Raw genomic sequence first — 15,863 nt, forward strand, 5'->3', positions numbered from 1 at the left:
ATGTTAAACTTGATTTAATTCATTGGTTTTTAAATTATCCATGTCTGTTATTGAGCAAATTACTCCCCAAATCAAAGTTTGTGTGATTTACCATAGTCCTTATGGGCACACAGCTAAGGTTGCACAATATATCGCACAAGGCGCTGAACAAGCGGGAGCCGAAGTGCATCTACTTTCTGTGGCTGCACCGCAATGGGATTTATTAGATCAAGCAGATGTAATCGTGATGGGTTGCCCAACGTATATGGGGAGCTTAACCTCTGCTTTAAAACAGTTTATGGAAGATTCTTCTAAACGTTGGTTGGCGCGTACATGGCAGGGGAAATTGGCTGCGGGTTTTACTAACGGTGGTGGTCTCAGCGGAGACAAATTGGCGGTATTACAGCAAATTAATTTATTTGCGATGCAACATGGTATGTTATGGGCTGGTTTGCCATTTATGCCAACAGGAAGAAGCCCTTCGGATATTAATCGGATGTCGAGCTTTCTGGGTTTAATGACGCAGTCCGATAACGCTAGCGTTGAAATTACACCGCCCGAAGGGGATTTAGAAACCGCACGCAAGTTTGGGAAATACTTGGCTGAACTGCGATTAAAGCATGTAGTGATTTAATACTTCATAATAAAAAAACCTCCAATTCGGAGGTTTTTTTATTATTTATGTAACATTCGTGCTTTATCACGTTGCCAATCACGGTCTTTTTCAGTTGCACGTTTGTCGTGTAATTGCTTACCTTTAACAAGTGCGATTTCTAGCTTCACCAAATGACCTTTCCAATAACATGCTAAAGGTACACATGAATAGCCTTTTTGATTAACGGCACCTAAAAGTTTTTCTAGTTCGCGACGAGAAAGTAATAACTTACGTGTTCGTGTAGATTCAGGAACCACATGCGTTGATGCCGATAATAACGGCTGAATTTGCGAACCGAATAAGAAGGCTTCACCATTTTTAAAAATGACATAACTTTCGGACAGAGTCATACGACCTGCACGTAAAGACTTAACCTCCCAACCTAGGAGGGACATGCCTGCTTCAAATTTTTCTTCGATAAAGTAATCGTGACGCGCTCTTTTATTCTGAGCAATCGTGCCACCATTATGTTTTTTAACTACTGTTGCTTGCGCCATAATTCAAACTTCCACAATTACATCTATTGTGCCGTAAAATGCAATCTTTTTCCATCGTTTAGCAATTTCGCGTTTAGAGCTAAATTTGTTAAAATATGTACCTTATCTCATTAACTAGAGTACAACGCATGTCTAAAACACGTGTGATTTATCCGGGGACTTTCGATCCAATTACCAACGGGCACGTTGATTTGGTTGCAAGAGCATCAAAAATGTTTGACGAAGTGGTTGTTGCGATTGCAATTGGTCATCATAAAAATCCAGTGTTTAGTTTAGAAGAGCGTGTAGAATTAGCGAAAGCTTCATTAAGCCATTTGTCTAATGTAGAGTTTGTTGGTTTTGATGGTTTATTGGTCAATTTCTTTCGTGAACAACGTGCAACAGCAGTACTGCGTGGTTTAAGAGCAATTTCAGATTTTGAATATGAATTCCAGTTGGCAAATATGAACCGCCAACTTGATCCTCATTTCGAATCAGTATTTTTAACCCCATCAGAGCAATATTCATTTATTTCATCAACATTGGTAAGAGAAATTGCTCGATTGAAAGGTGATGTGAATAAGTTTGTGCCCGCTGTTGTTGTTGAGGCATTTGAACGCAAACATCAGCAAGGTTGGTAGATGTCTCTTTATATTACTGATGAATGCATTAACTGTGATGTTTGTGAGCCAGTGTGCCCCAATGAAGCCATTTATATGGGGGAATTGATTTATGAAATTAACCCTGCACTTTGTACAGAGTGCGTGGGGCATCATGATCAGCCACAGTGTCAGTTATTTTGTCCAGTTGATTGTATTCCGCTTGATCCTCAGTATGTCGAGTCACAAGATGAGTTGATGGCAAAATATAAAAAATTAACTGCACAAAAAAATGCGAGCAATTAATTTCTAACTTTGATAATATGCGCCACGAAGTGGGCTGGACGGTCGCTGCTGTGGAGGTCTCCGTGACTGAAACAGGGGAGGAAAGTCCGGGCTTCATAGGGCAAGGTGCCAGGTAACGCCTGGGCGGTGTAAACCGACGGCAAGTGCAGCAGAGAGTAGACCGCCAATCCCTCCGTTCCTCCCTTTAATAAAGGGAGGCTAGGTAGGATTAGGTAAGGGTGAAAGGGTGCGGTAAGAGCGCACCGCGTGTCTGGTAACAGTTCACGGCAAGGTAAACCCCACCAGAAGCAAGACCAAATAGGAATCCTGAGGCACGGCCCGTGCTGGATTCGGGTAGGTCGCTTGAGCGTATGAGTGATTGTACGCCTAGAGGAATGATCGTCCTCGACAGAACCCGGCTTACAGGCCCACTTCTCAAATTTTTTAAAATTGTGCTTGACGTGTGTAGTGAAAGTTAAGATAATGCGCCCACAGTTTTCGGCTATGTAGCTCAGTTGGTTAGAGCACCGCACTCATAATGCGGGGGTCACAAGTTCAAGTCTCGTCATAGCCACCATTTTATAGACCACGCTCCTGCGTGGTCTTTTTTTATTTGAACTTTTTTAATTAATTTTTCTGTTTGAGAGAAGATTTGTTGAAAAGTAATCAAATAAAAATTAAAAGCACAAAAACTGTTCATATGTTTTATGTTTTCAATGTCATACACTTGACCTGTTGTATAGAACACTAGATAATGCGCACACAGTTTACGGCTATGTAGCTCAGTTGGTTAGAGCACCGCACTCATAATGCGGGGGTCACAAGTTCAAGTCTCGTCATAGCCACCATTTTATAGACCACGCTCCTGCGTGGTTTTTTTTATGTGCTTTTATTGGCTACTCGACCTGCTAAGCATCAACTGAATATTATTTATAGATTCAAGATAAAAAAGTATAGCCATCAGGTTTTCTGATGGCTTCAGTTGATTAGCTTTAATGTGATTGAATTAGAAAATTAAAGAGATATATTGATTTAATCTCAATATATCTCAGCAGAAAAATAATAATTATAAATGCTTTTCAATTGTCGCTAGAGTTTGATGACTTTCATAAAAAGGTTTTACGATCATGGTGATAATAGGTTCTAATACGCCATGTTCATCTAAGGCTACAACGACTTTAGGATAAAAACGTACAGCTTCATTTTGAAGATCTGACTCTTCAATCCCAATCGCAGCAAATACATCCTCTAAACTTTCGTCTTCATAAAAATCATAAAAGACTTTTACGCCGTATAGAATAAGATCTTGAATATAGGAAGACTGGCGTAGCTCTTTCCAGTATTCATAAATCATTACAAAGAATTCTTCAACATCCAAAGGTGTGACTTGTTTGGTGTATTCAGATAAAGGTTTAGCTTTGTTATCTTCCCAAATATTACGCGCCAGACTTTCTAAGTCATCATTTGAAAGTAAGCTTAGATCGGCAAGTTGTTCTTGGATAAAGCGAGCAATACTTTCTTCGATTTTCTGTTCAATGCGTTGCTGTTGACGATGTGAAAAAGTCTTTAGTTTCTGCTGCCACTGATATTTGCTTTCAGAAATTTGTTCTTCATCAGATTGTGAAAAGACTTTTGGTAATTTATTTTGTAAAGTTGTGGTTGCAATATATTGGCATAATTGCTGAATTGAAGGACTTTCTTTCAAAAAGTGGTTTAAATAATGTCGAATATTTTCTAATTCGAGAAATTTAGATAACCACATTTCAAATTGGTGATCTGAAAAAACATCTTCTAAATGTGCTGAAGACTGTAAAGAAAAAACATGCAAGCGTTGAGCAATTTCACCAATAAACTCTAATAGCCCAGCACCAAGCTGCATTTCAAAGGCATAACGCTTAACAACGGCTTGGATTTGTTCAAGCTCTATCACTTCTTTCAGTTTGATATTTGGTGCATGTTGTAGAAACAACTGAATAAACTGCTGAAAGAACTCAGGAGAAAGCTGTGTAGTAAGCTGATTTTTATAAAATGCCACTTGCTCAAGCATAAGTGCTTGAGCAAGTAATTGTGACTTTTCAGAAACAATTTTTTCAGTCATTCGCGGTCCATCCATTGACGATAGGGTAGCGTCGTTCGCGACTGAAAGCACGTGAACTAATACGTGGGCCAATTGCACCCTGACGACGCTTGTATTCATTACGATCAACTAAGCGTATTACTTTTTCAACCACTTCAGCTTCGTAGCCTTTGGCAATAATGTCTGCTTGGCTAAGATCTTCTTCGATATAAGCGTACAGAATTGCATCAAGTACATCATAAGCAGGTAAAGAGTCTTGGTCTGTTTGATCAGGACGCAGCTCCGCTGAAGGTGGGCGAGTAATGACACGCTCAGGGATCACAGGTGTTTCACTTAATGTATTACGGTATTTTGCTAATTCGAAGACGATGGTTTTATAGACATCTTTTAATACAGAGAAGCCACCAACCATATCACCATAGAGTGTGCAATAACCGACTGAAATTTCAGACTTGTTACCTGTTGAAAGTACAAGATTTCCAAATTTATTAGACAAGCCCATGAGTAAAGTACCACGGGTACGTGCCTGTAAATTTTCTTCAGTTGCGTCAGCAGGCGTATTTCCAAAGAATGGGAATAGGGTCTGCATGAAGCTATTTACGATTGGATGAATCTCTGCAATACCGAAAGTTACGCCCATGCGACGTGCTTGTTCTGTTGCATCTTCTACACTCATTTGAGAGGTGTAAGTATAAGGCATCATCACGGCTTGTACTTTATCAGCACCAATCGCATCAACAGCAATAGCAAGTGTCAAGGCTGAATCGATTCCACCCGATAAGCCCAAGATCACACCTGGGAATCCTGAGCGTTGTACGTAGTCACGTGTTGCCATGACCAATGCTTGATAGATTTCAGCAAAAGTATCTAAAGTTGGAATTGCATTAGCAGTTTTAAACTGTTTTTGCTCTGCATCATATTCAGTCACATAAACAGATTCTTGAAAACTAGGTGCTTGTAATGCAAGTTCGCCATTTTTGTTACTGACAAAACTTGAACCATCAAAAATAAGATCGTCCTGTCCACCCACTTGATTGACATAAACAATATTTAGATTCAGTTGTTTTGCGAGTTCATTTAATGTTTGGATGCGATGCTGTGGTTTGCCGACTTCATACGGAGAAGCATTTAAGACAAGCACAGTTTCAACATTCAGTTGGCTAAGTTGTTTGACGGTATTCAGTGACCAAACATCTTCACAAATCAGTACACCAAACTTATGACCTAAATACTCAAAAACGAGATGTTGATGACCATCTTGGAAATAACGTTTTTCATCAAAGACGCCATAATTTGGTAAGTTCTGTTTGTTGTATATTCCTAAAACTTGCCCATCTTTAATCACTGCGGCTGAGTTGTAACGGTGACCATCTTCAGTTTGATGTACGAAACCGAATACCATGACGATATCTTTTACTTCGCTTAATTGAGCGAACGCTTTTTGAGTGCGTTTTTGTAAATTTGGGCGAAGTAATAAGTCTTCAGCTGGATAACCTAGCGTAGAAAGTTCAGGGAAGATGATTAGATCAGCCTGTTGTTGTTTCGCTAAATTTGCTTGCTCAACCATCTTTTGAGTATTTGCGTCAATATTGCCAATATGCGGAGAAAATTGAGCAAGGGCAATTTTAAAATTTTTCATTCAAACCTAATCCTAAGTCTTAACAAGTGCTGATATACAAGATTTTGATTTATATAAGTATAGTTTTAAAAACGTTTGTATATCATGGTGCTAAACATTCTGCATCTTAAAGAAAAATGACAAGTTTACTAATATATACTAAATGCACATTTTTCTGCGTAAAAATAACAAGTTTTTCTGTATAAAATACGAAGATCTATGGATCAATCTGTGTATTTGAAGTTATTCGGATCAATCTATTGGGCAAAAATTTCAAAATTTAGTGCTTTTGTATAATTTTTCATTTCATCATTTCATACTCTGGTGACAGATTAATTACAGCAAATACAGATTTTTTTATACGTTAGACCTATTCAATCACCGATAAAATTTGCAAAAAAAGATTAATTTGTTGAGTATTTTTATTTTTAAAATTAATAAATTCAATTTCTTATGTTTTTTGATTATTTTTTTATACCATTTATCGGGAAAGTTTTCCTGCTACTTGAGTGTACGTGTGTACACTGCTATTATCCTAATCAATGTGAACATGTGTACACTGTAATTTAAATCAAGTATGTGAGTAACATACAAAAAGAGGTAACGAATATGTCAGTTTTATTATTTCCTGTGGTTGCATTTGGCTTGGCAGTTGTTGTTGGTCGTATTGGTACAGTGATGTTTCAAGAGCAAGACAAACAAGCTTAATTACAAGCAAACATTTATTGATAATTGAAGAGGTAACGAATATGTCAGTTTTATTATTTCCTGTAGTTGCATTTGGTTTAGCTGTCGTTGTGGGTCGCATTGGTACTGTGATGTTTCAAGAGCAAGACAAATAAACTTTAGATTTAATCAGTCAGTTAAGAATTTCTTATATTCAAGAGGTTAGAGTGATGATGATTTCAACCATTTTATTTCCAGTAATTGCCTTTGGATTGGCAATTGGTGTGGGGCGTATTGGTACAATTATCATGGATGATATACGCAAAGATACGGATTTTACGACGAATATGGACAGCCGCCATGAACTTAAATCTAAAATGCGCAAAGGTTCTGTTGCATAAAGCAGATTGCGAATTTCTAACTTAAAAGCCCTGTCATTTATTTCACAGGGCTTTTTTATTGGTTCAAAATAATATTTGGAATCTTCTTTAAAAAAATATCTCGTGCAATATCACCTTGTTGTTCAATGTTGTAACTGGTGAAAGCCTTGGTTTGAATAAAGTGATAATGATAGGGATTATACTTTTTAAAACTAAGATAGTAGCCTGTCTGTAACAACATTCCTTTTAAGATGACATTGGTTTTTTGCTGAAATTGCAAGATGTGGGCGAGTTCATGAATAAAAATAGCCTGAAGATCTAATGAACATTTTGAGTAATCTTGGTAAAAATGTTGTTTATGTACAAATAGATTGCCGTTTGGCGCCATAAAAATATTCAATGGCTGCCATGGTAAATAAGGAATATTAAAGATTTTTACTGCATGATAATCAATCAGATCACCGAATACAGATTGAGCGAGTGCAACTTCGCCATCAGTTAAGCCACGCCATTTAAATTCATTCATGTTAAGAAAAACAATCAGAAATGATATGAGCAGAGAGGGAATAGCGTGCAATGATTCGAATAATTTCATCTGATTCAAATTCAATTCATAATTTGTTTAATACCATAGCAAATAGTTTAATTAGAAACCCAATTTTTGATTGCGCTTAGTTTTGTAATTGTTGCGATGCGATTCAATTTTTTGATTTTAGTTCATTAAAAGTTAAATAGTTTTAAATCTCATACATAATCTTAATTTGATTCTAATTTTATAAAATTTGATGACCCATTAAAAAGCAAAAACCCCAATTAGAACTGGGGTTTTACAACAACAAGGATGACGACTGTAAATAGGATGAGAGTCGGCATTTCATTAAAAAAACGCCAAAACTTGTGTGACTTATAATGAGCATTACCAATCAATTTCTTGCGATAATAACCGCAAATAAAGTGGTATATGACCAATAAACCCACCAGACCGACTTTAAGATAGAACCATAAAGCTTCATGGTAGTGTCGGGTTGCATCACCCCAATCGACAAGGAAGTGGGCAGTAATGAGTGTGGCAATCATAGATGGCCACATAATACCGCGATACAACTTGCGTTCCATCACCTCAAAGCGTTGATGACTAACGGCATCTTCACTCATAGCATGGTAGACATAAAGCCGAGGTAAGTAGAATAATGCAGCGAACCAGCAAACCACAGCAATAATATGTAATGCTTTTACCCACAAGAAAGCATCAGAAGGTGCATCCATCGATAATCCTAGGTGGGATTATGCATCCCACTTCTTGAAAATAAGGCAGGCGTTTACGCCGCCAAAGCCAAAACTGTTACTCATCACAGTATTCAGTTTTGCATCACGTTTTTCAAGTACAATATCGAAACCTTGTGCACCTTCATCAAGCTCAGTCACGTTGATGTTTGGAGCAATAAAGTCATTTTGCATCATCAATACAGAATAAATCGCTTCTTGAACACCTGCAGCACCTAAGCTGTGACCCGTCATTGATTTAGTTGAACTAAGTGGTGGAACTTGTCCTTCACCAAATGCACGCTCCATTGCTTTAAGTTCAGTGATATCGCCTGCTGGTGTAGATGTACCATGAGTGTTGACATAATCGATTTGTTCTACACCATGTTGTTTTGCTTCATCTAATGCCATGATGATACAACGTGTCGCACCTTCACCACTCGGTGCAACCATATCTGCACCGTCGCTGTTCGCTGCATAAGCAACAACTTCAGCTAAGATGTTCGCACCACGTGCTTGAGCGTGTTCAAGTGACTCAAGTACAACGAAGCCACCACCGCCAGCAATCACAAATCCATCACGATCCGCTGAGTAAGGACGAGATGCAGCTTCAGGAGAGTCATTGTATTTTGAACATAACGCGCCCATTGCATCAAACAATAAGCTTTGAGACCAGTGATCTTCTTCACCACCACCCGCAAGCATTAGGTCTTGTTTACCCAATTGAATCAGGTTGTAGGCATAACCAATTGCATCAGCAGAAGTTGCACATGCACTGGTAATTGAATGCGCAACGCCTTGTAGTTTCAATGCTACACCGACATTGGCAGTAATTGTGTTACTCATATTACGGGGAACAAAGAAAGGACCAATTTTACGTGCGCCTTTTTCTTCTAATAGCTTAACCATCTCTGCAACTGATGCAGTTGAGTTACCGCCGCTACCACCTGCAATACCATAACGAGGGTTATTTGCTAGATCCTCTTGTTTTAGACCCGCATGTTCTACTGCTGCAATCGCTGCGTTATAAGCATACATCGCACATACACCCATAAAACGCTTGATTTTACGGTCAATACCATCAAAATCTTGTTCAGCAGCAGCGCTGACATGACTTTTAAAATTTAATTCGGCATAAGTTGGATTAAAACGTGTTCCTGAGATTCCATTTTTTAAAGAATGAGTGACATCTTCTAAAGAGTTACCGATACATGAGTTAATGCCCATACCAGTGATTACAACACGTTTCATTTACAGATCCCTTTTATGGTAATACGAAGCCTTATGCATATCGCTATAAGTACAAATCAGGAGAAAATAACGATTTAAATGGCTTATGAGTGAATGACACCATCATAGCAGAAAGGTTTTTTATTTCTTATGGCAAATTTTATGCCTATTTCTAGTTGTGTAAATATTCGTAAATATAAATGCAGTTGAGACAAAAGGTAATGAAAGAACACAGATAAAAGTTGAGATAAATTTGCATTCAACCTAGTATTTACCTAGAGATGCACAAATTATAGAACAGAGGTACTTGATGACAAAATCTAAAAACAAGCAATCTTCAGGTTTATTTACCCAAGCCTTTGGAGTGGCTAAAAAGCTCAGTTCAGAAATACAAAAACTTCAAACTGCCCCTAAAACATTAGCAGATGGATCTACAGATTCATCTAATGTGATCGAAGGGAAGGCGCGTTTTAAAAGCCCATTTGAGATTGAGCAATACGAAAGCCCACAACATATGTTACGTCAACAGTTACCTAAATTGTCACATCAACTTTTAGGTCGCCATTACACAAAAGTAAATAATGTTGCATCTTTTATTTCACCTGACATGGGCGAAAAAGTTTCTGATTATTTATTTCAGTGGTTGAATGAATTTAGTTCTAATACTTCACTTACAGAAAAGATTCTGGAAGAGGCAGGTGTAAAAGATATTACCGAACTCACTCAAGATACTGGGCGTTCTCAACGTTTAAGTCAGGCATTAATCGAACAAAATAAATTATTAGCCGCTGCGCAAGGCGTTATCACGGGAGCAACAGGAGTTTGGGGTGCAGCCGTTGATATTCCTGCCTCGATTGTTCTAGCACTAAGAACAATTTATCAAACGGGTCGCTCTCATGGGTTTGATTTGGCTGATGAGACAGATCAAGAAGTGGTTGCCTTTATTTTTAAAGAAATTGATTTGGGTATTATTGCTGAAAAACAAACATTATTGATTGCATTAAAAGCTTTGAAGTCGATGTTAGAAACCCATGACTTACAACAGTTTCAGCAGTTGCTTGGATCGAGCAACGATATTGAGCTTGTAAAGAAATGGTTAGTTGATCAGGAAGGACAGTTTAAATGGGGGTGGTTGAATCATATCCCTCAAGCATCTGTGATTGGTAAATTAACACCAGTTGCTGGTGCTGCTTTAGGTGGCTTTTATAGTTGGCGTTTACTCGAAGATGTAGGACACAAGGCACAATCTGTTTTCGGGGCAGCTCGTTTTTATTTGAATGAATATCCGAATGAAGATATTTCACCCTTAGAAGCCTATTACAAAGCGGAAGCATTATTAAGAAAGCCAAATTCACAATTTTTAAATGCAACAGAGACTACGACAAATGCATTAAGTAGTGTTGATGAAAGCAAAAATGATGTGATTACCAATGTTTCAGTGCAATCTAAAGATCATGCTGCTAAAGAAATTCAGACGAATGAAAACGTTGAGCAGAGTATTCAACAGCTTGCATCAGAGCATGTGGTCAAGCACGAACATACTGAACAGCAATCTGCTTTGAAAGAGCAATCAAATGAATTACTCACTTCTGATGAATCGGAACTATCTACAGAACCAAAAACAATCGATATAGAGCCTGCATCAACAAAACACAGTTAATTATTTTGTTGGTGTGATTTAGACATCAATAAAACAACAAAATTATAGAAATGGTCAGCACTTGCTTTATCTTGCAATGTTGACCATTTTTACTTCTTGGCTTACAATTATGTGCCCTTAAAAAGAGGTGTTTTTCTTTTTAAGGTTGTTTAATAACGGGAGAATTGCCAAATGGCAACAACAAATCAGTTGATCCGTAAGGGTCGTACAACTTTGATTGAAAAATCAAAAGTTCCTGCGTTGAAGGCTTGTCCACAACGTCGTGGTGTATGTACACGTGTATATACGACTACTCCTAAAAAACCTAACTCAGCAATGCGTAAGGTTTGCCGTGTTCGCTTAACTTCTGGTTTTGAAGTATCAAGCTATATCGGTGGTGAAGGTCATAACTTACAAGAGCACAGTGTTGTGCTTATCCGTGGTGGTCGTGTTAAAGACTTACCAGGTGTACGTTACCATACCGTTCGTGGTTCTTTAGACTGTGCTGGCGTTAAAGATCGTAACCAGTCACGTTCTAAATACGGTGCTAAGCGTCCTAAGAAGTAATTCTAGGAAACTAGCCCAAACAACCCTTTAGCGTTTCGCTTGTTTGAATTCTTCATAGATTTGTAATTCAAGCGACGTATAGTAAGGCCAGCGTAGCGTACATGACACTTGTACAAACTGCTGGATTATCCTGAAGTGTCATATTATTAGGTGTATTAAAATGCCAAGACGTCGCGTAGTCGCTGCTCGTGAGATCCTTCCAGATCCAAAATTTAGCAGCCAAACAATCGCTAAATTCATGAACCACGTAATGCAAGATGGTAAAAAATCTATTGCTGAAAGTATCGTTTACGGTGCTTTAGACCGCGTTCAAGAAAAAAACAAAGTTGACCCAGTTGAATTTTTCGAGACTACTCTTGAAAAAGTTCGTCCTATGGTCGAAGTAAAAGCACGCCGTGTTGGTGGTGCTACTTATCAAGTACCTATGGAAGTGCGCCCATCCCGTCGTACTGCCTTGGCTATGCGTTGGTTAGTAGATGCTGCTGCTAAGCGTTCTGAAAAAACGATGGCTTTACGTCTTGCTGGTGAGTTGCTTGATGCAGCTGAAGGTAAAGGTTCTGCGATCAAAAAACGTGAAGACGTGCATCGTATGGCTGAAGCCAACAAAGCCTTCTCTCACTACCGTTTCTAAGCGGATAAAACAGTCCCTAATCAGGAGAATATTCATGCGTACAGCAGCTAGATTCAACATTGTTTTCTATCAAAGTGGGAGCTTTGCGGGTATTTAAGTTGCCTGCTTGAATATTTGTACGCATCAATTTAATTGATGCGTCCTGTTTTAAATATAACATTTAGGAATGTAGACATCATGGCTCGCCAAACTCCAATTAGTAATTACCGTAACATCGGTATCTCTGCGCACATTGACGCAGGTAAAACAACTACAACTGAACGTATTTTGTTCTACACAGGTGTATCTCACAAGATTGGTGAAGTACATGACGGTGCAGCAACAATGGACTGGATGGAACAAGAACAAGAGCGTGGTATTACAATTACCTCTGCTGCGACAACTTGTTTCTGGTCTGGTATGGGTAACCAATTTCAACAACACCGTATCAACGTAATTGATACACCGGGACACGTAGACTTCACGATCGAAGTTGAACGTTCTATGCGTGTTCTTGATGGTGCGTGCATGGTTTACTGTGCTGTAGGTGGTGTACAACCTCAGTCTGAAACTGTATGGCGTCAAGCAAACAAATATAAAGTGCCTCGTTTAGCATTCGTGAACAAGATGGACCGTACAGGTGCAAACTTCTTCCGTGCTGTTGAGCAAGTTAAAACTCGTTTAGGTGGTAATCCTGTACCTATCGTTGTGCCAATCGGTGCTGAAGATACGTTTGCAGGTGTTGTTGACCTGATCGAGATGAAAGCGATTATCTGGGATGAAGCATCTCAAGGTATGAAGTTTGAATACGGCGATATTCCAGCTGACCTCGTTGATACTGCTGAAGAATGGCGTACCAAGATGGTTGAAGCTGCAGCTGAAGCTTCAGAAGAATTAATGGACAAGTACTTAGAAGAAGGTGATCTTTCTAAAGAAGAAATCATCGCTGGTCTTCGTGCTCGTACATTAGCATCTGAAATTCAAGTAATGCTTTGTGGTTCTGCGTTCAAAAACAAAGGTGTTCAACGTATGTTGGATGCTGTAATTGAATTCTTACCATCGCCTACAGAAGTTAAAGCGATCGAAGGTATTCTTGACGATAAAGATGAAACTAAAGCATCTCGTGAAGCATCTGACGAAGCACCGTTCTCTGCACTTGCGTTCAAAATCATGAACGATAAGTTCGTAGGTAACTTAACTTTCGTACGTGTTTATTCTGGTGTTCTTAAACAAGGTGATCCGGTTTATAACCCAGTTAAATCTAAGCGTGAACGTATCGGTCGTATCGTACAAATGCACGCGAACGAGCGTCAAGATCTTGAAGAAATCCGTGCGGGTGATATCGCAGCGTGTGTAGGTCTTAAAGACGTTACGACGGGTGATACATTATGTGATGAGAAGAACATCATTACTCTTGAACGTATGGAATTCCCAGAGCCAGTAATTTCATTGGCTGTTGAACCAAAAACTAAAGCTGACCAAGAAAAAATGTCTATCGCTTTAGGTCGTTTGGCTAAAGAAGATCCATCGTTCCGCGTTCGTACAGATGAAGAATCTGGTCAAACAATTATTGCTGGTATGGGTGAACTTCACCTTGACATCATCGTTGACCGTATGAAGCGTGAATTCGGTGTTGAAGCGAACATTGGTAAACCAATGGTTGCTTACCGTGAAACGATCAAAAAGTCTGTTGAACAAGAAGGTAAGTTTGTTCGTCAAACAGGTGGTAAAGGTAAATTCGGTCATGTATATGTTCGTTTAGAACCTATGGATGTTGAAGAAGCTGGTAAAGAATACCAATTCGCTGAAGAAGTTGTCGGCGGTACAGTACCTAAAGAATTCTTTGGTGCGGTTGATAAAGGTATTCAAGAACGTATGAAGAATGGTGTATTGGCTGGTTACCCTGTTGTGGGTATCAAAGCGACATTATTCGACGGTTCTTACCACGATGTCGACTCTGACGAATTGTCGTTCAAAATGGCAGGTTCTTACGCATTCCGTGATGGTTTCATGAAAGCAGATCCTATCTTGCTTGAACCAATCATGAAAGTTGAAGTAGAAACTCCAGAAGACTACATGGGCGATATCATGGGTGACTTAAACCGTCGTCGTGGTATGGTTCAAGGTATGGACGATCTTCCTGGTGGAACTAAAGCAATTAAAGCAGAAGTTCCATTGGCTGAGATGTTTGGTTACGCGACTCAAATGCGTTCTATGTCTCAAGGTCGTGCGACTTACTCTATGGAATTTGCTAAATATGCTGAAACTCCACGTAACGTGGCTGAAGGCATCATCGCTAAGTTCCAAGCTGGCGGTAAAAAAGGTGACGACGAGTAATCTTTCGATTACTATATTACCCAACTAAAATTTAGTTAAAAAACCAAGTGCTCATGGGCGACCCTCATGAGCAGTTTATAAAGGAAGATCATCATGGCTAAAGCCAAGTTTGAACGTAATAAACCACACGTAAACGTGGGTACAATTGGTCACGTTGACCATGGTAAAACAACTTTAACTGCTGCGATTGCAACTATCTGTGCAAAAACTTACGGCGGTGAAGCGAAAGATTACTCACAAATCGACTCAGCTCCTGAAGAAAAAGCACGTGGTATTACAATTAATACTTCACACGTAGAATACGATTCTCCAATCCGTCACTACGCTCACGTAGACTGTCCTGGTCACGCCGATTATGTTAAAAACATGATTACTGGTGCTGCTCAGATGGATGGCGCGATCCTTGTGTGTGCTGCGACTGATGGTCCAATGCCACAAACTCGTGAACACATCCTTCTTTCACGTCAGGTTGGTGTACCATTTATTCTTGTATTCCTTAACAAGTGTGACCTTGTTGATGATGAAGAATTACTTGAATTAGTAGAAATGGAAGTTCGTGAACTTCTTTCTACTTATGACTTCCCAGGTGATGACACTCCAATCATCCGTGGTTCAGCGCTTCAAGCATTAAACGGTAATGACGGTCCTTACGGTGAAGCATCAGTTCTTGCACTTGTTGAAGCGCTTGACTCTTACATCCCAGAACCAGAACGTGCAATCGACAAAGCATTCTTAATGCCAATCGAAGACGTATTCTCTATTTCTGGCCGTGGTACTGTTGTAACAGGTCGTGTTGAGTCTGGTATCGTTAAAGTTGGCGAAACAGTTGAAATCGTTGGTATCCGTGACACAGTTGTAACGACTGTAACTGGCGTAGAAATGTTCCGTAAACTTCTTGATGAAGGTCGTGCGGGCGAGAACTGTGGTGTTCTTCTACGTGGTACTAAGCGTGAAGACGTACAACGTGGTCAAGTACTTGCTAAACCAGGTACAATCAAGCCGCACACTAAATTCGATGCAGAAGTATACGTACTTTCTAAAGAAGAAGGTGGTCGTCATACTCCATTCCTTAACGGTTACCGTCCACAGTTCTACTTCCGTACAACTGACGTAACTGGCGCAATCAAGTTACAAGAAGGCGTAGAAATGGTTATGCCTGGTGACAACGTTGAAATGTCAGTAGAGTTAATCCACCCGATCGCAATGGACCCAGGTCTACGTTTTGCGATCCGTGAAGGTGGTCGTACTGTAGGTGCTGGTGTTGTTGCTAAAGTAACTGCATAATCGCTTAGAGTAATAAAAAAACACCCCTTTGGGGTGTTTTTTTATGTCTATTGTTCGACAATCTATCTTTAATAGTGTCCTAAACTGATACCTTGCTGTCCTAAACTGCACTTAATTCATCGCAATAAAACCGTAATATAAAACACAAGAAAATGAACAAAAGTACTAAATGGAAATTTTCCATTTAAAAGGAGTCAG

General features: G+C 39.3%; 15 protein-coding genes, 2 tRNA genes and 1 other RNA gene. 12 read left to right on the forward strand and 6 right to left on the reverse strand.

Features of this window, described 5'->3' with window-relative positions; all coding sequences use genetic code 11:
* Positions 1–40 precede the first annotated feature (40 nt).
* Positions 41–613, forward strand: coding sequence for a flavodoxin family protein (locus O1450_RS03835; protein ID WP_269229758.1), 573 nt, complete (start codon positions 41–43; stop codon positions 611–613).
* A 41-nt stretch (positions 614–654) separates the two neighbouring features.
* Here the strand turns inward: O1450_RS03835 and smpB are convergent, their stop codons facing one another.
* Positions 655–1,131: an SsrA-binding protein SmpB gene (gene smpB / locus O1450_RS03840; protein ID WP_269229759.1), complete on the reverse strand. Its 477-nt coding sequence runs from the start codon at positions 1,129–1,131 to the stop codon at positions 655–657.
* Positions 1,132–1,259: 128 nt separating this feature from the next.
* On the opposite strand from smpB, the gene coaD reads away from it, so the two are divergent.
* The 5 genes from coaD (at position 1,260) to O1450_RS03865 (ending at position 2,842) form a co-directional block, all read left to right on the forward strand.
* A complete protein-coding gene (coaD, locus tag O1450_RS03845) occupies positions 1,260–1,751 on the forward strand; it encodes a pantetheine-phosphate adenylyltransferase (RefSeq protein ID WP_004663488.1) in 492 nt (163 codons plus the stop codon).
* Positions 1,752–2,015, forward strand: coding sequence for a YfhL family 4Fe-4S dicluster ferredoxin (locus O1450_RS03850; protein WP_269229760.1), 264 nt, complete (start codon positions 1,752–1,754; stop codon positions 2,013–2,015).
* Between the two features lie 26 nt (positions 2,016–2,041).
* Positions 2,042–2,433, forward strand: an RNA gene (rnpB, locus tag O1450_RS03855) — RNase P RNA component class A.
* Positions 2,434–2,494: 61 nt separating this feature from the next.
* A tRNA-Met gene (locus O1450_RS03860) sits at positions 2,495–2,571 on the forward strand.
* 194 nt (positions 2,572–2,765) lie between these two features.
* Positions 2,766–2,842 (forward strand) — tRNA-Met (locus tag O1450_RS03865).
* 218 nt (positions 2,843–3,060) lie between these two features.
* Here the strand turns inward: O1450_RS03865 and O1450_RS03870 are convergent.
* Positions 3,061–4,092 carry a hypothetical protein gene (locus O1450_RS03870; RefSeq protein WP_269229761.1) on the reverse strand — a complete coding sequence of 344 codons (1,032 nt, stop codon included), beginning with the start codon at positions 4,090–4,092 and terminating at the stop codon, positions 3,061–3,063.
* The gene (locus O1450_RS03875; RefSeq protein ID WP_004663482.1) at positions 4,085–5,710 is read right to left on the reverse strand and encodes an NAD+ synthase; all 1,626 of its coding nucleotides are present in this window, start codon (positions 5,708–5,710) and stop codon (positions 4,085–4,087) included. The genes O1450_RS03870 and O1450_RS03875 overlap by 8 nt, the downstream gene beginning before the upstream one ends.
* Before the next feature lie 875 nt (positions 5,711–6,585).
* Between O1450_RS03875 and O1450_RS03880 the strand changes: the two genes are divergently transcribed.
* Positions 6,586–6,756, forward strand: a complete 171-nt coding sequence (locus tag O1450_RS03880; protein WP_269229762.1) for a hypothetical protein — start codon at positions 6,586–6,588, stop codon at positions 6,754–6,756.
* 55 nt (positions 6,757–6,811) lie between these two features.
* Here O1450_RS03880 and O1450_RS03885 read toward each other — a convergent pair whose 3' ends face one another.
* The 3 genes from O1450_RS03885 to O1450_RS03895 all read right to left on the reverse strand — a co-directional run bounded on the left by O1450_RS03885 (position 6,812) and on the right by O1450_RS03895 (position 9,249).
* The gene (locus O1450_RS03885) at positions 6,812–7,330 is read right to left on the reverse strand and encodes a hypothetical protein (RefSeq protein ID WP_269229763.1); all 519 of its coding nucleotides are present in this window, start codon (positions 7,328–7,330) and stop codon (positions 6,812–6,814) included.
* A 218-nt stretch (positions 7,331–7,548) separates the two neighbouring features.
* Positions 7,549–8,001: a protoporphyrinogen oxidase HemJ gene (gene hemJ / locus O1450_RS03890; protein WP_269229764.1), complete on the reverse strand. Its 453-nt coding sequence runs from the start codon at positions 7,999–8,001 to the stop codon at positions 7,549–7,551.
* Between the two features lie 18 nt (positions 8,002–8,019).
* Positions 8,020–9,249: a beta-ketoacyl synthase N-terminal-like domain-containing protein gene (locus tag O1450_RS03895; protein WP_269229765.1), complete on the reverse strand. Its 1,230-nt coding sequence runs from the start codon at positions 9,247–9,249 to the stop codon at positions 8,020–8,022.
* A 289-nt stretch (positions 9,250–9,538) separates the two neighbouring features.
* Between O1450_RS03895 and O1450_RS03900 the strand changes: the two genes are divergently transcribed.
* From O1450_RS03900 to tuf, 5 genes are all read left to right on the forward strand, one after another.
* Positions 9,539–10,888 carry an EcsC family protein gene (locus tag O1450_RS03900; RefSeq protein WP_269229766.1) on the forward strand — a complete coding sequence of 450 codons (1,350 nt, stop codon included), beginning with the start codon at positions 9,539–9,541 and terminating at the stop codon, positions 10,886–10,888.
* A 171-nt stretch (positions 10,889–11,059) separates the two neighbouring features.
* Entirely contained in the window at positions 11,060–11,434 is a 375-nt protein-coding gene (gene rpsL, locus O1450_RS03905) for a 30S ribosomal protein S12 (protein ID WP_004638184.1), read from the forward strand.
* 160 nt (positions 11,435–11,594) lie between these two features.
* The gene (gene rpsG, locus O1450_RS03910; protein WP_005190966.1) at positions 11,595–12,065 is read left to right on the forward strand and encodes a 30S ribosomal protein S7; all 471 of its coding nucleotides are present in this window, start codon (positions 11,595–11,597) and stop codon (positions 12,063–12,065) included.
* A gap of 177 nt (positions 12,066–12,242) precedes the next feature.
* A complete protein-coding gene (gene fusA / locus O1450_RS03915; RefSeq protein ID WP_050041360.1) occupies positions 12,243–14,381 on the forward strand; it encodes an elongation factor G in 2,139 nt (712 codons plus the stop codon).
* A gap of 93 nt (positions 14,382–14,474) precedes the next feature.
* Complete coding sequence (tuf, locus tag O1450_RS03920) at positions 14,475–15,665, forward strand: elongation factor Tu (protein WP_269229021.1); 1,191 nt, start codon at positions 14,475–14,477, stop codon at positions 15,663–15,665.
* Positions 15,666–15,863: the final 198 nt, after the last annotated feature.

It is taken from the genome of Acinetobacter sp. TR11 (genome assembly GCF_027105035.1).
Lineage (GTDB): Bacteria > Pseudomonadota > Gammaproteobacteria > Pseudomonadales > Moraxellaceae > Acinetobacter.